The organism is Clostridium sp. C8 (genome assembly GCF_001010885.1).
GTDB lineage: Bacteria > Bacillota > Clostridia > Clostridiales > Clostridiaceae > Clostridium > Clostridium sartagoforme.
The window spans coordinates 103,326-127,445 of the sequence record NZ_LBMX01000082.1 but is presented as its reverse complement, the minus strand read 5'-3'; the positions used below and the strand labels follow the sequence as shown (position 1 = coordinate 127,445).

Sequence of the window (24,120 nt, the reverse complement as noted above, 5' to 3'; positions counted from 1 at the left end):
CAATTTAAATACTAGGATAACCTATGCTTAGTATATAAAAATATCCTCAAAATGTAAGATGGAGAAACTATATGAAAGCCTATCTGCTTAAGTTTATACTAAGTGGGTAGGCTTTCATATAGTTATATTAAATCATTTATAACCATAGAAGATTTTTAAGTAAGTAATAAGAATATACAACTTTGAAACAAGTATTATTTAATTTATAAACATTTATTTTATATTATTAGTAAATAAGGAAATTAACATAAAGAAAAATTCATAAGCACAATAACACTCAATAGGTTACATAATTAAATTAAGGATTATATTTGCTAATTAAAGATAATTAAACTAAAATTTATATATAAAAATATTGATAAATACTATAAATCATTAGACAATAAAAGGAGGTTATATTAGCAGATGAAAATTTGGGAAAAAATATTTATATATTCTATATTACTATTTATTTTATTGTTTAATGGAGCTGGAATAATAATAATTGAAACTATATATAATAGAAATTTAAATGTTGTAATAACAACAGGTTTAAATGAGTACGAGGCAGTTAAAAATTCTATATACCCCAATATGGATATTGTTAGTACTGATAATTTAGAAAGCATAGATAAACTTGAAGGTTTACTTAGGGAGTTCGTATATAGTGGAAATAGTATAAAGAACATAGAAGTATTTAGTGAAGATAACCAGAAAATTATTAATATTTCAGAAGTAAAAATTAAAGAAGAAAGGCAAGAAGTAGTAGCTGCCAATTTAGATGAAGAATTATTTATTATTAGAGATGTGAATAGTAGAAAATTATTATTCATAAGTTCAAGGATTAGAATAAATAATTTAGAATATAAAATAGTCTTAACTAAAGATATTACATTTATTAATGATGATAGATTATCTAATTATAAGTTGTTTTTAATGTTAACAAGTATAATCACAATATTACTAGCCATTGGAATGTACATAATTTCAAAATTAATAACTAATCCAATTAAATACTTGATAGAAGTTTCAAATAGCATAAAAAGTGGTGAATATTATAAAAGAGCAAAATATGATGCTGATGATGAGTTTGGAATTTTAGCTGAAAACTTTAACTCTATGATTCAAGTAATAGAAGAAAAAATTGATGAACTTAAAGAAAATAGTAACGAAAAGCAAAGATTTATAGATAATCTAACACATGAAATAAAGACTCCAGTAACATCCATAATTGGATATTCAGAATTACTTCAAAAAGATAATATTAGTGATGAAATCAAATTTAAATCGTTACAGTATATAAATTCTCAATCCAAAAGATTAGAAAAATTAAGTTCAACCCTTACAAAATTAATACTAATTAAAAATAATGATGCTGAAAAAAATAGATTTCTAATTAAAGAAACTATAGAAAAGTCTATAAATGATTTAAGATACAAAGTAGATAATAAGGAGATAGAAGTAAATATACAAGTAGAGGATAATTATATATTTGGAGATAAACAACTTATTGAAGTTTTATTAAGTAATTTACTAGATAATTCAATAAAAGCATCTAAAAAGGGAAAGAAAATTAGAATATATGGTAAAAACATAGATGATGACAAATACCAACTGCAAATAATAGATGAAGGGATAGGAATATCAAAAGAAAATTTAAAGAAAGTTAAAGAACCATTTTATATGGTAGATAAATCAAGAGGCGTGGGAAAAAATAATATGGGGCTAGGGCTAGCTATATGTAATGAAATCTGTATAAGAAATGATATAAATTTTGAAATTTATAGTGAAGAAAATAACGGAACAGCAATAACATTAATATTTAAAGGAGTGAATTAAGTGGGAAAGAGAATTAGATTAGGCATATTATTTATATTAATTTGTATGTTACTATTACTTATTAAATCATTATTCACTTCTTATAATGAAAATGTTATATATTCAGACAAAATAATTCCTGAATATAGTAATAATAGTTTACCTAATAATTATGTTTCTAGGGAAGAAGCAATAAATAAAGCATTAGAAGTATTAAAAAATGGCTTTTCGATAACATTAGATAGAGAGAAAATTTATGAGGACATTCAAATATATAAGAAAGATAAAAAAATGGTATGGATGGTAAACCTTGCTAATAAGAGTGAGTCAGAGATTAATCAAAAATACTATTGTGAAATAGCAGTAGAAACAGGTGAGATATTAAGTGTAGGAAGATCTTATAATATAGATAATAAATTAAGTGAAAAAGATTATCTAACTATGGATTATAAGATAAGTGATATTAATCTAGATAAATTTAAGGAAATCATCAAACCATTAACTGACGAATTACATATAACAATTAAAGAAGAAAATATTAATATAAGCTATAATCATAGGGGATTAATTTATTTAGAATTATTTGAAGGCAGTGAATCAACAAAGGGTTATTTATTTCTTGTAGATTATGAAAATAATAATATAATTAGTTTTTATAGAGAGGCAGTTTGATGATATGAAGAAAAATATAAAAATACTGGTAGTTGAAGACGATATTGCCATTAGAGATTTAATATCAATAAACTTAGAGATTTATGGATATAATGTTATAACAGCAGAAGATGGAGAAGATGGAAAAGAAAAATTTGATTCTAATGAAATTGATTTAGTTCTTCTTGATGTTATGCTTCCTAAAATAGATGGGTTTGAATTAATTAGTATTATAAAGACCAAGGATATTCCCGTGATTTTTATTACAGCTAAAGATTCAGTAATGGATAGAGTAAAAGGATTAAGATTAGGTGCAGATGATTATCTAGTTAAGCCTTTTGAAAGTATAGAACTTTTGGCAAGAATTGAAGCTGTGTTAAGACGGTATAATAAAAATGATAATAATGACAAAAGTTGTGATATTATTAAGTTTAAGAATATTGAAATAGATATAGATAAAAGACTCATAACCTTAGATGGTAATCAAGTAGATATAACTTTAAAAGAATTTGAATTAATAATACTATTTCTAAATAATTGCAATATTGCATTATCTAGAGATCGAATATTAGACAAAGTATGGGGATATAATTATTATGGAGGAACTAGAACTGTAGATATACATATTCAAAGATTAAGAGATAAGTTAAATTTGAAAGATAATATAAAGACTGTATATAAAGTAGGCTATAGATTTGAAAAGTAAATTTCATCTATATTAAAACTATATAAATAATATTTTACAACTTTGATACAAGTAATATATTATAAAGAAAAATTCCCTTGTTATATTAAAGTACGAAGGGAAGTGATTAGTATGTCTAAATTTAAAAAAAGAAGAATAAGAAGAATAAGAAGAATGATATTATTAGGGATAACTTTTATTTTATCTACGATTATAATCGAAAAGCTTATAAAAATACAAAATATAAATAATGAGCAAATAAATATATCAAAAGGGGAAACTAATTTTGAAAGTAAATCTATAAATAATATTAATAATAATATAAAAAGTATTATATTGGTTAATAAAACTTTTGGCTTAGAAAAAGGATATGAACCTGAAGATTTAGTAGAGATAGAAGTAAAATCTAATAAAGAGATTTTATTAAGAAGAGAAGCAAATAAAAATTTGGAAAGAATGTTTGAAGATGCTAAGAAAGAAGGAATAAATTTATTAGCAGTCTCAGGATATAGATCATATGAATATCAGGAGGATGTTTATAATAATGAAGTTTATAACAATGGAAAAGAGTATGCTGATAAGTATGTAGCCAAGCCAGGATATAGTGAGCATCAAACTGGTCTTGTAGTTGATGTTTTGGCAGTTAACTATACAAAGATGGACGAAAATTTTGAGAATACTAAAGAATGTATGTGGCTCCATAAAAATATTCATAAATACGGATTCATTCTTAGATACTTAAAGGGAAAAGAAAATATTACGGGCTATAATTATGAACCATGGCACATACGTTATGTTGGTACTGAGCATTCACTTAAAATAAAAGAAAAAGATTTAACATTAGAAGAGTATTTAGGTAAAAGTTAATATTACTTATTATTTAAATATATATATAGACAATTAAAATAAAAGAAGGCCTATAGAACTTTGTAGTTATTATAAGGTTTTATAGGCTTATCTAAAGTTATTAATTATTTCTTCATAGTTTCAAGTATATTAAGTAATAAATTCACAGTGATATTATATCCTTTATAGCATATTATGTATTATATGGTTAAGTCTTGACCTTCTGATAAATAGATTATTGTGAAGTTGTGGTGATAGAAATGAGTAAAAATAATTGTAATCCATTTGCAGGTGGAAAAGTACCCCCTTGTAGCGCTTTTTTAGGTAATACTAATCCAATAATTAAAGATGGACAATTAATTTTCACAAATGATAATAGAGTTTTTTATTTTATAAGAACAACATCCAATACCAGCGATTCTAGTAATAATTCTCAACTTGGCACTTCAAATGTACAAACAAATTTACAAATTAGCTTAACTACATTTTTGGTAGGTTTATATATAAATGAAGTACAGCTTGGAAATATTAGTCACTCTAAAAAAAATACAATACATAATGATATGGCGGCAAATGACTTTATTAATAGCACACTTGAAAATAATCCAGAAGTAAATGTTGATTATACACCATCATTAGTAATTGTTGTATCTAATACAAATGCTATTCTTTCAATATATACTAATACAATAAATATTACTCCATTGAACTACTATATATTATTTATATTGAATAGATTAGAGAATCATCCAGGATTATTTTTTGGAAATAATGCTTATGCAACTGAAGATCCAATAAACTTTAGTTTAGCAGCTTTAGCACTTAGATTTCCTTTTGATTAAATAAAACTTCAAACTATCTTTAAGTATTCTAATTAGTATGACACCAAGAGAATTACCTAGTTCTGAAAAAGCCTTATTTTATTAATATAATTTAAAATTTTAAAATCTCGCTATAATGCAATGAAAAAAGATAATGATTATACAGAAATAATTATTAAAACTCCATATATTAAAAATTCCATTTTGAATTCATTGTTACTGTCTAAATAGTACTTAAGGTAAAAGAATATACATAAAGCAAGAACTAGAATTGCTATAAGATATGCTATAATATTAAGAAAAGAAAATATAACTACATTATAGGGGTATAACATGAGTGGAACAATAATAACAGCATTAATTTCATTTGTATGTACTAATGTCGATGATATATTTATACTTATGCTATTTTTCTCGAAAATAAATAAAAGTATAAAAGTATATCATATAATTTTGGGACAGTATTTAGGTATATGTGTTTTACTTATAATAAGTATTATAGGAGCTTTAGGGATATCTATAGTTCCACCTAAATATGTAGGGTTGCTTGGATTATTCCCTATATATTTAGGTGTAAATGAATATTTTAAATATAAAAAAGAAAGTAAAAAGAATGAAAGTGAAAATCAGAAAGAAAAGCAAGATACAGATTTAAATAAAATAACAGAAAACTATAATAATAGTATAGCAATAGTTATAAAAAAAGTTATCAATCCGAGTGTTTTTAAAGTAGCTAGTGTGACTTTAGCCAATGGGGGAGATAATATTGGAATATATATACCACTTTTTTCAAATATGAATTCAATAGAAATTTTTATAACAATAATAACATTTATTTTTCTTATAGCAATATGGTGCTATATTGCTAAAACTTTATCAGAATATAGCTTTATTAAAAAAAATATTGAAAAATATAAGCATATAGTTATACCAATAGTATTTATAGGGTTAGGAATATTTATAATGGTAGAAAGTGACACAATACCATTAATATATAATAAAATATTTTAGTGTAACAAAAAATATAAATTTTATCAAGTTATTTGAAAAGTGAAAAATTAAATACTATTTCTATATTAAAAAGACAAATAAGAAGTTTTAGAGGAGATATTAAAAATGGTACATACAACATTGAAGAAATTATGTGATTATCCTGAATATTTGGAAAAGGCAGCTTGTTGGTTCTCAGAAAAATGGTGTATTTCAGTTGACGCGTACAAAGAAAGTATCCAAGAATGTATTGATTTAAAAATGGGAGTACCACAATGGTATATTGTTTTAGATGATAAAGAAGAAATTATCGCAGGAGCAGGAGTTATAGAAAATGATTTTCATGACAGAAAAGATCTAAAACCTAATTTATGTGCTTTGTTTGTTGAAGAAAAATATCGAAATCAAGGAATAGCAAAGTATATTTTAAATTTTGTCAAAAGAGACTTAGGGAATATAGGTATTAAAAAGCTATATTTAGTAACAGATCATACAAAATTTTATGAAGAATGTGGCTGGGATTTTCTAACGATAGTAAATGGAGAGGGTGGAAATCTTCAACGAATGTATATTACTTCTACATCACACTAAGGCTTAATGGTTTAAAATATAAAATAACTAGAAAGGAAATGTAATGTTATGGAAATAAAAATAATAGATCAAGATTTTTCAATATGTAAAGTTGAAGATTTATCACAAATAGATTATTCAAATGAGTTTTGCTTTATTAGTAAGACGGACGAAGAGTTATCAATAGTATGTAGCACAAAATTGATACCAGCAAATGTGATTCAATGTGATAATGGATGGCGGGGATTTAGGATACAAGGTATATTAGATTTTTCTCTTATAGGAATTTTGTCAAAAATATCTACATTATTAGCAGAAAATAAAATTGGAATATTCGCGGTATCAACTTATAATACAGATTATATATTTACTAAGGAAGTAAACTTTGACAAAGCAATAAAAATCCTTAAAAGAAATGGATATATAATAAAAAATTAAGCAAAAGCACTTATTATGCTATTGCTTAATTTTTTATTAAAATTCAAATATACATATTAAATAGTGAAAGAAATATATTTATATTTCTTTTAAAATTAGGAAAATAACTTTTTTTATATTTAAAAAGAAATTATAATACCTTATTTCTTAAAAATTATCAGATCACAACTATCTCCTGTTATAGTTATAAAATAAGGTATTTTATTGATTTTTTTTATTATTTTTATTTTGAAATCAAAATAAATTCTAAAGATATCAAGATTATAAGCAACGAGATTAGCATCTGAAAAATAAGCTTTTACTTTTCTATCATTAGCATAATAAGCATAAGGAATTTTTGATAAACCAGCACCATAACCTTTATTACTAATCATATCTACAAAATTAGATAAAATAAGTATATCTCCAACATCTATATTTTCGGAGTCTAAAACTAGAGTTAAGTCACCAATTTTGTTTTTACTTATAATACTAATATCATTAATATCCACAAATTTTTTGAGTGATAATTCATATATTTTCATAATAATTATATCTACATACCTATGTATGTTCCTCCAAAGACTTATTTATATATAATATATTTAATAAATATAATTTATGAATGAATTATAAAATCGCATTGAAAACTGTAAGTATATGTAATTATTATAGCTTTGAGAGGAGGTAGACAAGATTAAGAGTTAAGTTTTAATTTTGTAACCCAAATAAAAAAATTAAATGATGTAAAAAAATAGATAAAGTACTTATAAGGTAATTAAAGAGGAAAACAGAAGTTTGAATATAAAGAAAGTTGTAGATAAGGTAAATTTTTCTAGGAAGTGAGAATAATATAAATCAAGGAATATTAGACGAGAGATTTAAAAATTAAATAATATATAAACGAATTCTTAAGATAGCTTGATTCAAGCTGAGAGAGGAGGCATAAAAGTGACAGTATTTATAAATGAAAAGGAATTAAGTGATAAATTAATTAAATATAGACGTGAATTACATGAAAATCCTGAATTGTCTATGGAGGAGTATGGAACTACTAAACGTATTCGTCGGTGGTTAAAGGAGGAAGATATAGAAATATTAGATTTGCCTTTAGCAACAGGAGTTGTTGCAGAAATAAAGGGGGATTATTCAGGCCCAATTATTGGTTTAAGAAGTGATATTGATGCACTGCCAATTTTAGAAACAACAGGTTTACAATTTTCATCTAAAAATTTTGGTTTAATGCATGCTTGTGGGCATGATTTCCATACTGCATCAATTTTAGGAGCAGCCATTATTATAAAAAATCGTAAATCAGAATTACACGGAACTGTCAGAATTATATTTCAGCCAGCAGAAGAAAATGCAAAAGGTGCTAATATAATTATTAAATCAGGAGCACTTGATAATGTGGAAGCTATATTTGGAATGCATAACAAACCAGATCTCCCAGTAGGTACAATAGGAATAAGATCAGGTCCACTTATGGCAAGTGTAGATAGATTTGAGATAGATGTGGTTGGAGTAGGTGGACATGCTGGAATACCTGAAAAAACTATTGATCCTATCATAGTAGCAAGTCAAATCGTTTCTGGATTACAAACAGTAGTAAACCGTAACTTAAGTCCGTTTAGTAATGTTGTTATCAGTATAACTCGTTTTCAAGCAGGTAATACTTGGAACGTAATACCGGAAAGAGCAGAGCTTGAAGGTACAGTAAGGACATTTCAAGATGATATTCGCCAAATTATTCCCAAATTAATGAAACGAAATGTAGAAGGAATCGCATCAGCCTTTGGAGCAAAGATAGATTTTAGATGGTATTCTTATTTACCTATTGTTAATAATTCAGAGAAGTTTATAAAAGTAGCTACTGAAGCAGCAACAGAATTAGGATATAATGCTGTATTAGCAAATCAAAGCACTGGAGGTGAGGATTTTGCATTATATCAAAATAAAGTTCCAGGATTTTTTGTTTGGATGGGAGTTGGAGGAGAGAAAGATTGGCATCATCCTTCTTATAATTTAAATGAAGATTCATTAATTATTGCTGCTAATTACTTTTCTAACTTAGCAATTAAGGTACTATTAGGTTAATTGTATTAAGTTATATTTAAGAAAGGCTTTTGAATTATATAATTTAAAAGTCTTTTTTATCTGTGTCAAAATATTAAACAATATCTAAGGTGTTAAAAAAACGTTAAGAAAATTATGTCTAAATATAATGAAATAATAATACTAAAATATAATATTAAACCTAAAATTTATACGTTTAGAGTTATTATAGAGAAGAATTAAATCATTTTATGTATTAAATTAGGGGGAGTAGTATGGAATATATTTTAGGATTGATAATATTAATTATGATATTTCTAGGTTACCGGGTTATGAAAAAAATTGATGATTTCTTGGAATTGCCAACTACTTTTCCAAAAGAAAAGAAATATGTGGATTATGGAGGAGTTATACTTGTTTATGGAAAATCAGATTTTGCAGATGGGATTTTAAATATTCTTGAAGAAAATGGTGAGCCATATGTGCACATTAATGATGTAGGCATAATAAATTTTGAAGAATCTTATATATGTTTTTTAGCAGTAGATAGTGATGATTATAAAAATCTCATAATGAGCAGAAATATAGAAATAGGGTCTAATATTAGTAATCAAGTGCTCTTATGTAATGATTTACTTTATCAAAATATATTTTATAGAAATAATGTACCATTTGTTTATGTTAACGATGGTCCGGAAAAAATGATTATGCTTGCTAAGCAAAGAATTAAGGTGACAAAAAATGATTAAAAAATGGATTAACAATTTAAGTTATACACGTATTATTGCATTCAGCTTTCTTTTAGTTATAGTAGTAGGAAGTATTTTTTTATGTTTTCCTTTTTCATCACGAAATAGAGAATGGACTCCATTTATAGATGCATTATTTACTGCAACAAGTGCAACAGGGGTTACTGGTCTTATTGTATATGATACATTTACTTATTGGTCTATATTTGGACAAATAGTTATACTACTTATGATACAAATTGGTGGTATTGGATTAATGACTATAATTAGTATGTTTGCTATTTTTGCTAAAAAGAAAATTGGACTTTATGAAAGAATGATATTAATGCAATCATCAGGAAATATGCGCATTAGTGGTATTGTAAAGCTAGTAAAACGCATTATTATGGGAACAGTTATCTTTGAAGGAGCTGGAGCAGTTATACTTGCAAGTAAGTTTATTCCTAAAATGGGGTTTTGGGAAGGACTTTACAATGGTATATTTCATTCTATATCTGCTTTTTGTAATGCGGGATTTGATCTCATGGGAAAGTACGAAGAATTTTCTTCTTTTACAGGTTATGAAACAGACATGATTGTAAGCATTACAATAGTGATATTAATTATAATAGGTGGAATTGGTTTTTTAGTATGGGATGATATACTAAAAAATAAATATCATTTTAGAGAGTATTCACTCCATTCTAAAATAGTAATTATAACAACAGTAGTATTAATTACCCTAGGAACTGTAGGATATTATTTGTTTGAAGCAAGTACTAATTTAAGAGAATTAACAATACCTGAGAAGATTATTTCTTCATTATTTATGTCAGTTACAACAAGAACAGCTGGATTTAATTCAATGGATCTTACTACATTATCAGAATCAGGAAGTATTTTAACTATGATACTAATGTTTATTGGTGGAAGCCCTGGATCAACTGCTGGTGGTATAAAAACAACAACATTAGCAATAGTAATAATTGCAGCCTTTTCAATGTCAAAAGGGAGAAATGATGTAACTGTCTTCAAGAAGCAACTTGAAGAAAGCCTTATAAAACAAGCTGCTGTCATAACATATGTTTATTTAGCAGGAGTATTAACTGCAACAATGATTATATGCTTTGTAGAAAAAATAAGTGCTTCTACTGTAATGTTTGAAGTAATATCTGCAGCAGCAACAGTAGGACTTTCAAAAGGAATAACACCGTCTCTCGGAGTTTTTTCAAAAATAATATTAATAGTGCTTATGTATGGTGGAAGAATAGGTGGGTTATCATTGTTATTAGTATTTGGAGAAAAAAAGAAGGAAGCTCCATTAAAAAGGCCGCTTGAAAAGGTAATGATAGGTTAATTATATATTTACATATAGATAATGAAATGGAGGATAAAATGAAATCAATACTTGTAATTGGAATGGGAATTTTAGGAAAACATCTTGCAAGTAAAATGCAGGAACTTGGAAATGATGTAATGATTGTTGATAAAAGTGATGAAGTAATTCAAGAATTATCACCAATATTTAAGGACTCCTTTGTTGGAGATTGTACAAAGGAAGGTGTATTGCGATCCTTAGGAGTTAATAATTTTGATTACTGCTTTGTAGCAATTGGTGAAGATTTTTATGCTTCTTTAGAAATTACATCAATATTAAAAGAACTTGGAGCAAAATTTGTTGTATCAAAAGCTAAGAGAGAGCGTCAAACTGAGTTTTTAAAAAAGGTAGGAGCTGATGAGGTTTTTTATCCTGAAAAGGAAATTGCAGAAAAACTTGCAGTAAGATATAATGCTACAAATATCTTTGACTATATAGAACTTACTTCTGAATACTGCATATTAGAAATACCAATAGCACCTAATTGGCTTGGAAAAACTATCGAAAATATTAATGTAAGAGCTACATATAAGGTTAACATTATTGCAATAAAGAATAAAAGTTCATTAAATCCAGCACCAGGTGGAAAATATGTGTTTAAAGAAGATGACCATATAGTAGTAATGGGGCTTTCTACTGATGTATTTAGACTTTCTTCGAAAACAGAATAAAGTAATAAAAGGTTGCTGCACAAATTAAAATATTCTAGATGATGAATAGAAGTATAATTGTGCAACAACCTTTTTATTTTTTATCTATGAATCTATAGCCTATTCCAATTTCAGTAAGTATAAAGCGCGGATGGGAAGTATCATTTTCAATTTTACGGCGTAAACTTGCCATGCAAACACGTATGCTCTTGGAATCACCACTTTCTGAATATCCCCATACTTCCTTCATAATCTGCCTGTGAGTAACAACCTTTCCACAATTAGAAACTAGTAAAAAAAGCAATTTGTATTCAAGTGGTGTAAGGTGAATTTCCTTTTGACCAAGAAATATTCGTCTTCTTTCGGTATCAACTGTAAGATCATCAAAATGGTAAATACTTTCTGGTTGAATAAAATTCTCTCTAACAATGAAACGTTCCATTACACGAACTCTAGCAAGAAGTTCACCCATAGAAAAAGGTTTTGTAACGTAATCATTAGCGCCAGCATCAAGGGCTGAAATTTTATCATTATCAAATTCTCTAGCAGAAACAACAAGTATAGGTATTTGTGAAACATTTCGTATTTCTTTAATAATCTCATTACCATCCATATCTGGAAGACCAAGGTCAAGCATTATGATATCTGGTGATTGTGTACAAAACGCAAGAATACCATCCTTTCCTGTAGGAGCAGATATTACTTGGTAACCTTTTGCCTTCAAAGCCATGGACATAAAATTAGTAATTTTGGAATCATCTTCTATAATTAAAATAGATTTAGTTTCAATCATATTATAATAAAACTCCTCTCGAAAACTTAAAAATTATTTCTATTCTTTTTCATAAGGTAAAGTAATTTTAAAAGTAGAACCACCATATTCATTATTTGATGCTAAGATAGAACCTTGGTGAGCTATTACGATTGCTTTACATATTGAAAGTCCAAGTCCCACTCCTCTTCCTTTATCAGCAACATGGGTTGGCATGGTTATAAAACCATTGAAAATATCATTAAGTATAGCAGGATCAATACCATAACCGTTATCTGATACTTGAAATACCATAAGTGAATTTTCAGGATAAGCACTAAGCATAATTTGTGAATTATCTCCAGAATGCTTAAAAGCATTATCAATTAGATTTATAATTACTTGCACAAAAAGTTTACCATCAACATTAACAAGAAAAATATCATCGGGTATAGAAATGGAAAGTCTCGTTAAGTCATAAAAGGATGGAAGACGAGAAACAGCCTGATTAATAAGATCATCAACGGATTCATAATTAGTGTTAATGGTAAATTTCCCATCAGTAATTCGTGTCATATCTAATATATTTTGAACAGTCATAATAAGCCATGAAGATTCTTCATTTATATCTGATGCAAGTTTTTGAATTTCTGTATTAGTTAGTGAATTAATATGTTCCATAATAACGTTACTTGCACCCATTATTCCTGTTAGTGGAGTACGTATATCGTGAGAAATACTTCTTAAAAGAGTGCTTTTTAGATGCTCACTTTCCATATCAAGTTTAATTTTTTGGCGCTCAAGATAAATATACTCACGATCAAGAATAAGAGCCATTTGATAAACTATTGTATTTATTATTTTACTAGTATCTTCTGTAAAAGGCTCACAAGATCGAAATATAATAGTTCCAATCTGATTTGAAACTCCTTTTATAGGCATTTCATAATCAAAGGAATTGTTAAAATCAGATAGACTATTTGGTGTGTGAAAAAAGTCTTTACAACCTTCAAATTTATTGGAATCAAGTTTAATAACACAAGAAAGCCCAGTTTTTTCATAGATGCATTTTAGTGCATTATTAGCAATATTTTCAGTACCTGCAAGATTTAAAAAACTTTCTGTGATTTCATACATAAACTGGGCAGTACGTTCATTCTGCTTTGCTATTTTAGTCTGGTGTTGAAATTTTGATGACATAATGCCGCATATAAGTGCAGCTATTAGAAAAAATATAATTAAAAGAATATCTTGTTTATTACTTATTGCAAGAGAATATAATGGCTCTGTGAAAAAAAAATTAAACAAATAAACACTAATTATTGCACTAAGAAATCCATAGATATATCCTCTTGTAGCAACAGTAGAAATAAGAACTCCTATTAAGAAAATCATAAGAAGATTCTCTTTATGTACTCCCCAATAGTTTAAAAGTAATGAGGAAGAAGTTGCTATAGTACATATAATAAATACAATCATTATACAAAATATATGGTAATGAAGGTTTTTTATTTGTATAGCTCTATACATATGTCTACCTCCTTTTCTAATAAAGAAAATTATAACATAAGAATTTTCTTTTTTGATAAGAGAAGAATAACTTTAGCACAAATTTAACACCACTTATGATAAATTAAAAATTGTAACAACTTTTTATACATTAAAATATACACTATTATAACTCCTAAATAATATACTCGTAAATGATATAAAATAAAAATTAAAAATAAAGTATATTAAAAATTAAAAAAATATGTTGTATTTAAGCGAAAAAAATGATATATTTTATAAAAATACTTTTAATTTAGTTCTGAGAGACTAAGAAGGGGGATAATCATATGAAAAAAGTATCAGAAAATGAAGTTTTAATGGTTGATGTCAACGAAAAAGTTCCAATGGGGAAGGCGATTCCATTAAGCATACAACATCTATTTGCAATGTTTGGAGCATCTATTTTAGTTCCTATCTTATTTAACATTGATCCAACAACTGTATTATTCTTTAATGGAATAGGCACATTGCTTTATGCCTTTATAACAAAAAGAGGGATACCAGCTTATTTAGGATCAAGTTTTGCTTTTCTAGCACCAACGTTTTTATTATTTAGTGAAGGTTATAATTTTCAAACTGTACAAAGTGGCTTTGTAGTTTCAGGTCTTGTTTTTTCAATAGTAGCAATTATTGTAGGTTATACAGGGACAGGTTGGATTAACAAATTATTTCCACCGGCAGCAATGGGGGCGATAGTTACTATAATAGGACTAGAGCTTGCTAGTACTGCAGCTGATATGGCAGGATTTCCAGTTGGAGGATCAAATTCACCAGAACTTAATACAACTTGGGTTATAGTTTCAATGATTACACTTATAACAGTTATATTGAGTAATGTATTATTAAGAGGATTTTTAAAAGTAATACCTATTTTAATAGGAGTTATTGTTGGTTATATAACAGCTTGCTTTATGGGGCTAGTAGATTTTAATGCTATAAATAATGCAACATTCTTTACAATACCACAAATAAAAATAGCTAAATTCGACATGACAGCTATATTAACTATACTTCCAGCTACATTTGTAGTAATAGCAGAACATATAGGACACTTAAAGGTTACTAGCAGCATAGTAGGTAAAGATTTATCAGAAAATCCAGGACTTCATAGATCATTATTAGGCGATGGATTATCAACTGTAATCTCAGGCATGTTTGGTTCAGTGCCAACTACCACTTATGGCGAAAATATAGGAGTTATGGCCTTAACAAAAGTATATAGTGTATATGTAATATGTGGTGCAGGAATAATTTCAATAATATTGGGATTTTCAGGTAAGCTTTCAGCTATAATAAGTACTATTCCAACTCCAGTAGTAGGTGGTGTAAGTTTATTATTATTTGGAACTATAGCAACATCCGGACTTAGAACCTTTATAGAAGAAAAAATAGATTTTTCAAAATCAAGAAATTTAATTCTTACATCAATCATATTTATGGTAGGATTAAGTGGTATAAAATTAACTATAGGAGTTGTAGAGTTAAAAGGAATGGGACTAGCAACTGTAGTAGGAATTGCTTTAAATTTAGCATTTATAATATTTGATAAATTAGGAATTATGAACGAAGAAGCATAATTAATAGTTATTTATAATAGTAAAAAGTTTATTCTAAAAATGAATATATAAAATTATATAAACTTTTATTATAGAAAAGCATGTTAATTTTTATTAATTAACATGCTTTTTAACGTTTTAGTTAGATTTGTTAGTGAATAGATGTAATTAGCCAAATTATGTAGTAAAATAAAACTAGTATTGGTAAAAATTTATTAAGAAATAGAAGGCGATAATATGAAAATTAAAGGTATTTTATTTACAATACTGTCAGCAATAATATTTGGTTTTACACCTGCTCTAGCAAACATAACATATAAATTAGGGAATAATTCTTTATCTATGACCTTTTTTAGAAATTTACTTGCTATTCCGATTTTATTTTTTATATTAAAACACAAAAAAATTTCTTTAAGAACTGAAAAGAAAGAAGTAAAGAATATATTTATTCTTAGTTTAATAGGCGTTGCTTTAACTACAGCCTTATTATATAGTTCTTACTCATATATTGGAGTAGGAGCAGCTACAACATTGCATTTTATGTATCCAATTTTTGTAGCAGTAACATGCAAATTATTTTTTAAAGAAAGTTTAGGTAAAAGTAAGGTTTTAGCTTTGATAATTTCATTACTTGGTGTATTACTTTTTATGGATATGAAAAATGGTAGTAATATATTAGGAGCATTAATGGCTTTAATATCAGGAATAACTTATGCTTTTTATATAGTATATCTTGAAAAGCAAGAGTTAGTAAAAATAAATCCCTATAAATTATCTTTTTATATAGTTTCTTTTACTTCCGTTGAAATGATAATAGGTAATATTTTGGGTAGATATATAAGATTTAATCTTTCTTTAAAAGTTTATGTTCTAATGATAATTATCTCATTATTAACATCAGTAGTAGCTATTATACTATTTCAGTTAGGTGTATCAATTATAGGGGCTACGTCTGCTGCAATATTCTCCTTATTTGAACCAATAACTAGTATAATTAGTGGATTATTATTATTTAATGAAACTCTAAGCATAAAAAAGGTTTTAGGATGTATAGTTATTTTTATAGCAGTTAGTTATTTGGCATTAGAATCAAAATTAAAAGATCAGAACAATAATGAAATAAATAGCGAATATTTAGACGTATAAAATATATCTTGTGTATTATATTTTTTCTTTAAAAAAGAGAGAAGGATATCATATGAGATAATAATGTATAAATTTATTTAAAACACTTAAAAGTGGAATATTAAGATCTATTAAATTTAATAGATGAGTGTACGAATAAAGAGAAAATAATTGAATATTAAACTATATAGATTTAATTTTTATAAAACTTATTGTTGACAATAAATAGAAATGATAATAAAATAACAATATAAAATTGAATAAATCTTCAGGGCAGGGTGAAATTCCCTACCGGCGGTAAAGCCCGCGAGCTATTTTAGCATGATTCGGTGAAACTCCGAGGCCGACAGTAAAGTCTGGATGGAAGAAGATAATGTATTTAAGTGATTTTTATTTATAATTACTTTTGTTTGTTATACTGTTATATTAGCTCTGAAATATTTTTATATTTCAGAGTTTTTTAATAATATTTTTTATGCAAAATAAAAAGTTTTTATTTATATTGATTATTTATGTTATTGTGTTTTAATGCTCTGGGGATAGATTTACTCAGAGCATTTTTGCTTTATAAATAAAGAGAAGGAGTTAAAAGATGGATGAAAAGTACATGCAATTAGCTATTGAATTAGCTAAGAAAGGAAAAGGTAAGGTTAACCCTAATCCATTAGTTGGAGCTGTTATTGTAAAAAATGGGAAAATAATAGGGCAAGGATATCATAGAAATTATGGTGGAAATCATGCTGAAATAGAGGCCATAAATAATTCAAGTGAAAGTGTTGAGGACTCAACTATATATGTAACATTAGAGCCTTGCTTTCATTATGGTAAAACGCCTTCTTGTGTAGATAAATTAATTTCTTCCAAAGTTTCTAGAGTTGTAATAGGAAATTTAGATCCAAATCCATTAGTTTCTGGGCAAAGTATTAGAAAATTAAAACACGCTAAAATTGAAGTTAAGATTGGAGTATTAGAAAAAGAATGTTTAAAGCTAAATGAAGTTTTTATTAAATATATAAAAACTAAAAAACCGTATGTTGTTTTAAAATCTGCTATTTCTTTAGATGGAAAGATAGCAACTAGAACTGGAGAATCTAAATGGATAACTGGAGAATTATCAAGATTAAAAGTACACAGACTAAGAAATGAGTTAAGTGGAATTATGGTTGGAATAAATACAGTACTTATGGATGATCCAACTTTAACTTGTAATATTAAAGGTGCAAGAAATCCTATAAGAATTATAGTTGATAGTAATCTTAAAATTCCAATAGATTCTAAAATATTAAAAACCTCAAGCAATTATAAAACAATAATAGCAACTACAGAAAAATCAGATATAAATAAAAGGAATATAATAATAAATCTTGGAGCTGAGGTGTTAATAACAAAATCATTAAATAATAAAGTAGATCTAAATGATTTAATGTTAAAACTAGGAGAAATTGAAATAGATAGCATTCTTTTAGAAGGCGGGGGAGAATTGAATTACTCTGCACTAAAAGCTGGAATAGTCGATAAAGTGATGATATTTGTTGCTCCTAAAATAATAGGTGGAATAGATTCTAAAACTTGTATTGAGGGAGAGGGAATAGACTTATTGAGTAAAGCTTATAAAGTTACTGATTTAAAAGCTAAACTTCTAGATGAAGATATATTACTAACTGGATATATAGGGGGGTGATAATTTGTTTACAGGGATAGTTGAAGAAATAGGTGTTATAAGAGAAATTAAAAAAGGACTTAAATATTGCCAAATAAAAGTACAGGCTAATAAGGCATTAGAAAATACAAATATAGGCGATAGCATTTCTGTAAATGGTGTTTGTTTAACAGTAACAAGTATAATGTCTACTGAGTTTACAGCTGATATTGTTTTAGAATCTTTAAAAAGAAGTAATTTAGGAAGTCTTCAAATAGGATCTAAAGTAAATTTAGAAAGAGCACTAAGTGCAAATGGTAGATTTGGAGGTCATATTGTAAGTGGGCATATTGATTGTATAGGAGAAATAATATCTATAGCTAAAGATGAAGTGGCTACACTCATAACTGTTAAACCTTTATCTTCTGTTATTAAATATATAGTTGAAAAAGGTTCGGTCGCTATTGATGGAATAAGCCTAACAGTGGCATATGTAGACAATGAAAAGTTTTTACTTTCCATAATACCCCATACAATTAGTGAAACTACTTTAATGGAGAAAAAAGTTGGAAACTTTGTAAACATCGAATGTGACATTGTAGGTAAATATATAGAAAGCTTTATAAGCTTTAATGATAAAGAGATAAAAAAAGAATTTAAAATAAATGAAAATTTCTTGAAAGATAATGGATTCATGTAGGAGGATAATTTCAATGTATAAATTTAATTCAATAAAAGAAGCAATTAATGATATTAAAGAAGGTAAAATAATTATTGTAATTGATGATGAAGGAAGAGAAAATGAAGGCGATTTTTTAATGGCAGCAGAAAAGGTTACTGGTGAATCTATAAATTTTATGGCTACATATGGAAAAGGGTTAATATGTATGCCAATAAAAAGAGATATTGCGGATGAATTAAATATAGAAGGCATGGTTAGCGTAAATACAGATAATCATGAAACAGCCTTTACAGTTTCTGTAGATCATATAGATACTACTACTGGAATTTCTGCTCATGAAAGAGCATTAACAATAAAAAAGTTATTAGATGAAAATAGTATTGCTAATGATTTTAGAAGACCAGGACATATGTTTCCATTAATAGCTAAAGACAATGGTGTTTTAGAAAGACGTGGACATACTGAAGCGGCTGTCGATTTAGCAAGACTAGCTGGGTTAAAAGAGGCTGGTGTAATTTGTGAAATAATAAAAGATGATGGAACTATGGCTAGAACAAATGATTTAATTAAATTTGCAAAGGAACATAATTTGAAGCTTATAACAATTGACGATTTAGTTAAATATAGACAAAAAGAAGAACTACTAATTAAAACTGAAGCAGAAATTAAAATGCCAACTAAATATGGTAATTTTAAAATGTATGGATTTACTGAAAAAGTCTCTGGTAAAGAGCATGTGGCTTTAGTACTTGGAGATATTGAAAATGTTAATTCCATACTAGTTAGAGTACATTCCGAATGTTTAACCGGTGATATATTTGGATCAAAAAGATGTGATTGTGGTGAACAATTAGATTTCGCGTTAAAAAGTATAAAAGAAGAAGGTATTGGAATTTTATTATATATGAGACAAGAAGGAAGAGGTATTGGCTTAATAAATAAGCTTAAAGCATATAAGCTTCAAGAAGAAGGATATGATACTGTAGAGGCTAATTTAAAACTTGGGTTTCACCCAGATTTAAGAAGCTATGATATTGCAGCTTCTATATTAAAGTCTTTGAAAGTAAATAATATAAAGCTTATTACTAATAACCCTAAAAAAGTTGAAGGATTAGAAAGTTATGGAATAAAGGTATCAGAAATAGTTCCAGTAATAATAAGACCAAATGCTGAGAATAATTTTTACTTAAAAACTAAAAAAGAAAAAATGAATCATATTTTATAATAATAATTTTGGAGGTATAAAAAATGAAAGTATTTGAAGGAAACTTAGTTGGAAAAGATTTGAGCATTGGAATAGTAGCAGGAAGATTTAATGATTTTATTGTTTCTAAGTTAGTAGATGGAGCATTAGATGGATTAAAAAGACATGGTGTTAATGAAAATGATATTGAACTGTCTTTAGTGCCAGGTGCATTTGAAATCCCTTTAATAGCAAAGAAGATGGCAAATAGTAAAAAATATGATGCGATTATTTGTCTAGGAGCAGTTATAAAAGGATCAACACCGCACTTTGACTATGTATGTGCTGAAGTATCAAAAGGAGTTGCATCAGTTTCATTAGATAGTGAAATACCTGTTATATTTGGAGTTTTAACTACTGATTCTATTGAGCAAGCTATTGAAAGAGCAGGAACGAAAGCAGGAAATAAGGGGTATGATGCCGCTATGTCCGCAATTGAAATGGCAAATTTATTAAGATCAATATGAATTTAACCTATTGAAAGCTATCCTAAATAACATTAAAATTATAGTAAGTTTAGTTTGTTTTAAGGAGGACGTTTTGGATAGAAAATTAATAGAAAAGATAATTGGTAAAAAGAGTTATGTTAATTTAAACGATGAAATATATTCTTTAAGAGAAATAACAGGTATTATGAGACAAAACATTCAGAATAACATAACTTTTACAGATGATTTTATTACTAAAATTAATGTTAAAGCTTTAAAATCTAAAATAATAATAGATGAGATAGTTAATGGTATTGAAAATGATTCTTTTATTCCAGGATATGCTAATAGTAAAAGTTATTTATTGAATTACCTAAGAAATTTCAATAGTAGTCTAGAAGGAATTATTAAGTTTACTAATCCTTTTAATTATGATGAATTACTCAAATATACAAATAGTCTTATAGACTTAATATTGCTATTTTGATAATATAAAAATACTTATAATTGAAAATATTATACCTTCTTTTCTTATTAGGCTATCTTATAAGAAAAGAAGGTATTTATTTAAATGATATCTTCAAGGTCTATTATTTCCTGATTTCCAGTATCCATATTTTTGATATTTATAGTCTTATTTATTTCTTCATCTTCACCTAGAAGAATAACATTTGGAATCCCCATTTTGTTAGCATAATTCAATTTTTTCTTTAATTTATCATCTTCAAAATATATTTCTACAGACTTTTTTAGTTGAGACAGTCTTGTATATACTTGGCCACAGTATTTCAACGTATCTCCAATTGGAATAATTAAATACTCAACCTTAGATGGAAGTTTATAATTTTCAATAAATCCTATCTCTTTTAAAACAAAAAATAATCTTGTTAAACCAATTGAAATACCAACTCCGGGCAATATATTAGTAGTGTAATTTTCTGATAAGTTATCATATCTGCCACCAGAGCAAATGGATCCATATTGTTCATTATTAGTTAGCAAAGTTTCAAATACTGTTCCTGTATAATAATCTAAGCCTCTTATGATTTTTAAATTTATTATATACTCACTATCATCTACTCCAAGTATTTCTAAAGTAGTAATAACTTCTTTAAGCTCATTCAAACCCATGATAAATTTTTCATCTTGTATACTTAATGAATTTAATTCTTCTAAAACTTTGTTCTTAGAGCCATTTATACTTATAACTTTGTTTATCATATTTGCTTGTTCTTCATTTACTAATTTATTTAGCTCCTCCTCAAAGGATAATTTCCCAATCTTATCATATTTATCTATTAATATCATAACATCAGCAGGATTTTCTATATTTAATGACTTTAATAAAGCAGATAATATTTTTCTATTACTTATTTGAAATTTATAATTTTTTAATCCTATTGATTGAAAGGCTTTTGATGCTAAATTAATAACTAATGCATCATTTTTTACGCTTAATTTATCTTTGCCTATAATATCAACATCACATTGATAAAATTCTCTATATCGACCCCTTTGATTTCGTTCTCCTCTATAAACCTTACCTATTTGATATCTTTTAAATGGAAATGTTAACTCATTAAAATATTGAGATGTATATCTAGCAAAAGGAACTGTTAAGTCAAATCTTAATGCTAAGTTATTAGATCCTTTTTGGAATGCATAAACTTGCTTTTCTGTCTCTCCAGCACTTTTAGCAAGTAAAACTTCAGCTTTTTCTATAATTGGAGTATCTATAGGTAAACATCCATTTTCTTCATATACTTTTGTAATTTTTTCTACCATATCATTGAATTTTCTTTGTTCTATAGGTAATAATTCCATAAATCCTGGCAAGATACTTGGTTTAATTTTATAGTTGTTCATTTTTAATTTCTCCTTTTATATTTTAAAAATAAGAATTCAAGATTATTATTAGTACATATTTAATCCTAAATCAAAAAGCCATGCAGGCAAATATCCCACATGACTTACAAAAATATGATTGCATTAGCATATCATAGCCTAGAGATACAAGCCCACTTAAAATAGACCTGCACTCTTTTTACAAGAACAAGTCTCTCTAGCAATGATGATGTATTAATTTATATAAATTCTTCAATGCCTTCATATTATTTCCTCCTAAATTTATTATACTAATTATAAACTATTTTGAATTTCCCTTCAACAAAATTTATTAATTAATAAAAGCTTGAAGGTATTAATAATGAGTATTAAAATTAATTTGTTATAAAAAATATAAATTACATATGATGTGAGGGTTAAAATGAAAATACGAAAGCCAGATTATTTTGATAAATTTGAATGTATAGCTGATAAATGTGAAGATACTTGTTGTGCAGGATGGGGAATAGTTATAGATGAGGAAAGTTATAAAAATTATTTATCTGTACAAGGCAAGTTTGGAGAAGAATTAAGAAGTAAAATAGTTAATGAAGATAATGAAAATATATTTGTTTTAAAAGGTGATAGATGTTCCTTTTTAAATGAAGACAATTTATGTGATATATATAGTAACCTAGGGGGGGATAGTCTTTGCTATACATGTAGACAATACCCTCGCTATTTAGAAGAATTCGGTAATCTTCGTGAAATGGGAATATCTTTGTCTTGCCCTGAAGCTGCAAGAATAATATTAAGATCATCAAAAAGAGTAATATTTGAATTAAGTGAAAATGATGAAGAAGTTAATAATTATAATGATATAAATCCAACTCTGTATATAAGTCTTATGCAATGCAGAAAAGTAGTGTTTGATATACTGCAAAATAGAAGTTTAGATTTAAATATTAGATGTTCTTTAGCCCTTATTTTTGCAAATAAAATTCAAGAAAAAATAGATTTAAATGATATAAAATCTATTAAAAATATAAAAGATAAGTATTTAGCTGAAGAATTTATTGAAAAAATTATTAAAAATCTTCAGAATTATAAAGGAAAAGAATATAAAAAATATAATAATATGAAAGAAATACTTAATGTATTTAAAGATTTAAAACATATAAAGCCTAATGATATTTTGGGAATAGAAGATGCACTAAGATATTTTTGGCAAAGTGATACGGATAAAGAGATTTACCTAAGTTTTCATGAAAAGTTTGATGAACATTACAAGGAGAAAAACTACCACTTTGAACAAATTTTAGTTTATTATATTTTTAGATATTTTATGAAATCTGTTTTTGATTATGATGTTTTAGCTAAAATAAAATTTGCAGTGATAAGTTATATTATGATAAAAGAATTAGCAGTAGTAAGATTTTTAGAAAATAGAGAATTTAAAGAAGAAGATATGGTAGATATAGCACATACTTATTCAAAGGACATAGAGCATTTAGAAGAAAATATAGAAAATTTGGAAATGGTATTTGAAACCAATAAGGTGTTTAATATCGAAAACTTACTAACTGTAATGTTAAACTTATAAAAAAACAGAAAAGTAAATTAGCAATTAATTATACTATTTTTAATAAATTTTATTCTTATACTAAATATATTGGTTGTAGTAGGTAAATTGTGGTATATTTATAGATAAACAAACATTAAGGAGAACTGTT

The 24,120-nt window shown here is 26.6% G+C and carries 24 protein-coding genes and 1 riboswitch; of the genes, 20 read left to right on the top strand and 4 right to left on the bottom strand.

What is annotated here, in order from left to right:
• Positions 1-405 precede the first annotated feature (405 nt).
• The 8 genes from AAT22_RS12070 (at position 406) to AAT22_RS12035 (ending at position 6,798) form a co-directional block, all read left to right on the top strand.
• Positions 406-1,818, top strand: a complete 1,413-nt coding sequence (locus tag AAT22_RS12070) for a HAMP domain-containing sensor histidine kinase (protein ID WP_047001410.1) — start codon at positions 406-408, stop codon at positions 1,816-1,818.
• Positions 1,819-2,469, top strand: coding sequence for a hypothetical protein (locus tag AAT22_RS12065; RefSeq protein WP_047001409.1), 651 nt, complete (start codon positions 1,819-1,821; stop codon positions 2,467-2,469). It begins immediately after the preceding gene.
• A 4-nt stretch (positions 2,470-2,473) separates the two neighbouring features.
• Positions 2,474-3,154, top strand: a complete 681-nt coding sequence (locus AAT22_RS12060) for a response regulator transcription factor (RefSeq protein WP_047001408.1) — start codon at positions 2,474-2,476, stop codon at positions 3,152-3,154.
• Positions 3,155-3,265: 111 nt separating this feature from the next.
• Positions 3,266-4,000 (top strand): M15 family metallopeptidase, encoded by a 735-nt coding sequence (locus AAT22_RS12055; RefSeq protein WP_016207628.1) that lies wholly within the window; start codon positions 3,266-3,268, stop codon positions 3,998-4,000.
• A 239-nt stretch (positions 4,001-4,239) separates the two neighbouring features.
• Positions 4,240-4,821, top strand: a complete 582-nt coding sequence (locus tag AAT22_RS12050) for a hypothetical protein (RefSeq protein WP_016207629.1) — start codon at positions 4,240-4,242, stop codon at positions 4,819-4,821.
• Positions 4,822-5,133: 312 nt separating this feature from the next.
• Positions 5,134-5,811 (top strand): cadmium resistance transporter, encoded by a 678-nt coding sequence (locus tag AAT22_RS12045; RefSeq protein ID WP_047001407.1) that lies wholly within the window; start codon positions 5,134-5,136, stop codon positions 5,809-5,811.
• Positions 5,812-5,916: 105 nt separating this feature from the next.
• Entirely contained in the window at positions 5,917-6,381 is a 465-nt protein-coding gene (locus AAT22_RS12040) for a GNAT family N-acetyltransferase (RefSeq protein WP_047001406.1), read from the top strand.
• Positions 6,382-6,429: 48 nt separating this feature from the next.
• Positions 6,430-6,798, top strand: a complete 369-nt coding sequence (locus AAT22_RS12035) for an ACT domain-containing protein (protein ID WP_016207631.1) — start codon at positions 6,430-6,432, stop codon at positions 6,796-6,798.
• A gap of 140 nt (positions 6,799-6,938) precedes the next feature.
• Here AAT22_RS12035 and AAT22_RS12030 read toward each other — a convergent pair whose 3' ends face one another.
• Positions 6,939-7,322 carry a hypothetical protein gene (locus tag AAT22_RS12030; protein ID WP_047001405.1) on the bottom strand — a complete coding sequence of 128 codons (384 nt, stop codon included), beginning with the start codon at positions 7,320-7,322 and terminating at the stop codon, positions 6,939-6,941.
• A 406-nt stretch (positions 7,323-7,728) separates the two neighbouring features.
• Here AAT22_RS12030 and AAT22_RS12025 point away from each other — a divergent pair, with 406 nt between their 5' ends.
• The 4 genes from AAT22_RS12025 to AAT22_RS12010 all read left to right on the top strand — a co-directional run bounded on the left by AAT22_RS12025 (position 7,729) and on the right by AAT22_RS12010 (position 11,609).
• The gene (locus AAT22_RS12025; RefSeq protein ID WP_242849818.1) at positions 7,729-8,874 is read left to right on the top strand and encodes a M20 peptidase aminoacylase family protein; all 1,146 of its coding nucleotides are present in this window, start codon (positions 7,729-7,731) and stop codon (positions 8,872-8,874) included.
• A gap of 233 nt (positions 8,875-9,107) precedes the next feature.
• Positions 9,108-9,581, top strand: coding sequence for a hypothetical protein (locus tag AAT22_RS12020; RefSeq protein ID WP_016207634.1), 474 nt, complete (start codon positions 9,108-9,110; stop codon positions 9,579-9,581).
• Complete coding sequence (locus tag AAT22_RS12015; protein ID WP_047001404.1) at positions 9,574-10,917, top strand: TrkH family potassium uptake protein; 1,344 nt, start codon at positions 9,574-9,576, stop codon at positions 10,915-10,917. Before AAT22_RS12020 ends, AAT22_RS12015 begins: the two co-directional genes overlap by 8 nt.
• Before the next feature lie 38 nt (positions 10,918-10,955).
• Positions 10,956-11,609: a TrkA family potassium uptake protein gene (locus AAT22_RS12010; protein WP_047001403.1), complete on the top strand. Its 654-nt coding sequence runs from the start codon at positions 10,956-10,958 to the stop codon at positions 11,607-11,609.
• 73 nt (positions 11,610-11,682) lie between these two features.
• Here AAT22_RS12010 and AAT22_RS12005 read toward each other — a convergent pair whose 3' ends face one another.
• Positions 11,683-12,381 (bottom strand): response regulator, encoded by a 699-nt coding sequence (locus tag AAT22_RS12005; RefSeq protein WP_047001402.1) that lies wholly within the window; start codon positions 12,379-12,381, stop codon positions 11,683-11,685.
• 39 nt (positions 12,382-12,420) lie between these two features.
• Entirely contained in the window at positions 12,421-13,869 is a 1,449-nt protein-coding gene (locus AAT22_RS12000) for a DUF4118 domain-containing protein (protein ID WP_016207638.1), read from the bottom strand.
• 308 nt (positions 13,870-14,177) lie between these two features.
• On the opposite strand from AAT22_RS12000, the gene uraA reads away from it, so the two are divergent.
• The 7 genes from uraA (at position 14,178) to AAT22_RS11965 (ending at position 21,050) form a co-directional block, all read left to right on the top strand.
• A complete protein-coding gene (uraA, locus tag AAT22_RS11995) occupies positions 14,178-15,467 on the top strand; it encodes a uracil permease (RefSeq protein WP_016207639.1) in 1,290 nt (429 codons plus the stop codon).
• A gap of 216 nt (positions 15,468-15,683) precedes the next feature.
• Positions 15,684-16,592, top strand: coding sequence for a DMT family transporter (locus AAT22_RS11990; protein WP_016207640.1), 909 nt, complete (start codon positions 15,684-15,686; stop codon positions 16,590-16,592).
• Between the two features lie 239 nt (positions 16,593-16,831).
• A riboswitch (FMN riboswitch) is annotated at positions 16,832-16,947 on the top strand.
• 216 nt (positions 16,948-17,163) lie between these two features.
• Positions 17,164-18,252 carry a bifunctional diaminohydroxyphosphoribosylaminopyrimidine deaminase/5-amino-6-(5-phosphoribosylamino)uracil reductase RibD gene (gene ribD / locus AAT22_RS11985; RefSeq protein ID WP_047001401.1) on the top strand — a complete coding sequence of 363 codons (1,089 nt, stop codon included), beginning with the start codon at positions 17,164-17,166 and terminating at the stop codon, positions 18,250-18,252.
• Positions 18,253-18,256: 4 nt separating this feature from the next.
• Positions 18,257-18,910: a riboflavin synthase gene (locus tag AAT22_RS11980; protein WP_047001400.1), complete on the top strand. Its 654-nt coding sequence runs from the start codon at positions 18,257-18,259 to the stop codon at positions 18,908-18,910.
• A gap of 13 nt (positions 18,911-18,923) precedes the next feature.
• A complete protein-coding gene (locus AAT22_RS11975; protein ID WP_016207643.1) occupies positions 18,924-20,117 on the top strand; it encodes a bifunctional 3,4-dihydroxy-2-butanone-4-phosphate synthase/GTP cyclohydrolase II in 1,194 nt (397 codons plus the stop codon).
• A gap of 23 nt (positions 20,118-20,140) precedes the next feature.
• Positions 20,141-20,602: a 6,7-dimethyl-8-ribityllumazine synthase gene (ribE, locus tag AAT22_RS11970; RefSeq protein WP_047001399.1), complete on the top strand. Its 462-nt coding sequence runs from the start codon at positions 20,141-20,143 to the stop codon at positions 20,600-20,602.
• Between the two features lie 73 nt (positions 20,603-20,675).
• Positions 20,676-21,050, top strand: coding sequence for a hypothetical protein (locus AAT22_RS11965; protein ID WP_047001398.1), 375 nt, complete (start codon positions 20,676-20,678; stop codon positions 21,048-21,050).
• Between the two features lie 80 nt (positions 21,051-21,130).
• Here the strand turns inward: AAT22_RS11965 and hisS are convergent, their stop codons facing one another.
• Positions 21,131-22,429: a histidine--tRNA ligase gene (gene hisS, locus AAT22_RS11960; protein ID WP_047001397.1), complete on the bottom strand. Its 1,299-nt coding sequence runs from the start codon at positions 22,427-22,429 to the stop codon at positions 21,131-21,133.
• Positions 22,430-22,829: 400 nt separating this feature from the next.
• Between hisS and fliB the strand changes: the two genes are divergently transcribed.
• Positions 22,830-23,990 carry a flagellin lysine-N-methylase gene (gene fliB / locus AAT22_RS11955; RefSeq protein WP_047001396.1) on the top strand — a complete coding sequence of 387 codons (1,161 nt, stop codon included), beginning with the start codon at positions 22,830-22,832 and terminating at the stop codon, positions 23,988-23,990.
• The last annotated feature ends 130 nt before the right edge of the window (positions 23,991-24,120 follow it).

What these genes read in the sequence shown, in the direction of transcription:
- ribD (WP_047001401.1), top strand. Translation starts at nt 17,164, where the DNA reads ATGGATGAAAAGTACATGCAATTAGCTATTGAATTAGCTAAGAAAGGA.
- AAT22_RS12005 (WP_047001402.1), bottom strand. Translation starts at nt 12,381, where the DNA reads ATGATTGAAACTAAATCTATTTTAATTATAGAAGATGATTCCAAAATT.
- AAT22_RS12030 (WP_047001405.1), bottom strand. Translation starts at nt 7,322, where the DNA reads ATGAAAATATATGAATTATCACTCAAAAAATTTGTGGATATTAATGAT.
- fliB (WP_047001396.1), top strand. Translation starts at nt 22,830, where the DNA reads ATGAAAATACGAAAGCCAGATTATTTTGATAAATTTGAATGTATAGCT.
- AAT22_RS12045 (WP_047001407.1), top strand. Translation starts at nt 5,134, where the DNA reads ATGAGTGGAACAATAATAACAGCATTAATTTCATTTGTATGTACTAAT.
- AAT22_RS12060 (WP_047001408.1), top strand. Translation starts at nt 2,474, where the DNA reads ATGAAGAAAAATATAAAAATACTGGTAGTTGAAGACGATATTGCCATT.
- AAT22_RS12070 (WP_047001410.1), top strand. Translation starts at nt 406, where the DNA reads ATGAAAATTTGGGAAAAAATATTTATATATTCTATATTACTATTTATT.
- AAT22_RS12020 (WP_016207634.1), top strand. Translation starts at nt 9,108, where the DNA reads ATGGAATATATTTTAGGATTGATAATATTAATTATGATATTTCTAGGT.
- AAT22_RS12000 (WP_016207638.1), bottom strand. Translation starts at nt 13,869, where the DNA reads ATGTATAGAGCTATACAAATAAAAAACCTTCATTACCATATATTTTGT.
- ribE (WP_047001399.1), top strand. Translation starts at nt 20,141, where the DNA reads ATGAAAGTATTTGAAGGAAACTTAGTTGGAAAAGATTTGAGCATTGGA.
- hisS (WP_047001397.1), bottom strand. Translation starts at nt 22,429, where the DNA reads ATGAACAACTATAAAATTAAACCAAGTATCTTGCCAGGATTTATGGAA.
- AAT22_RS12015 (WP_047001404.1), top strand. Translation starts at nt 9,574, where the DNA reads ATGATTAAAAAATGGATTAACAATTTAAGTTATACACGTATTATTGCA.
- AAT22_RS11990 (WP_016207640.1), top strand. Translation starts at nt 15,684, where the DNA reads ATGAAAATTAAAGGTATTTTATTTACAATACTGTCAGCAATAATATTT.
- AAT22_RS12035 (WP_016207631.1), top strand. Translation starts at nt 6,430, where the DNA reads ATGGAAATAAAAATAATAGATCAAGATTTTTCAATATGTAAAGTTGAA.
- uraA (WP_016207639.1), top strand. Translation starts at nt 14,178, where the DNA reads ATGAAAAAAGTATCAGAAAATGAAGTTTTAATGGTTGATGTCAACGAA.
- AAT22_RS12050 (WP_016207629.1), top strand. Translation starts at nt 4,240, where the DNA reads ATGAGTAAAAATAATTGTAATCCATTTGCAGGTGGAAAAGTACCCCCT.
- AAT22_RS12040 (WP_047001406.1), top strand. Translation starts at nt 5,917, where the DNA reads ATGGTACATACAACATTGAAGAAATTATGTGATTATCCTGAATATTTG.
- AAT22_RS11975 (WP_016207643.1), top strand. Translation starts at nt 18,924, where the DNA reads ATGTATAAATTTAATTCAATAAAAGAAGCAATTAATGATATTAAAGAA.
- AAT22_RS12055 (WP_016207628.1), top strand. Translation starts at nt 3,266, where the DNA reads ATGTCTAAATTTAAAAAAAGAAGAATAAGAAGAATAAGAAGAATGATA.
- AAT22_RS12010 (WP_047001403.1), top strand. Translation starts at nt 10,956, where the DNA reads ATGAAATCAATACTTGTAATTGGAATGGGAATTTTAGGAAAACATCTT.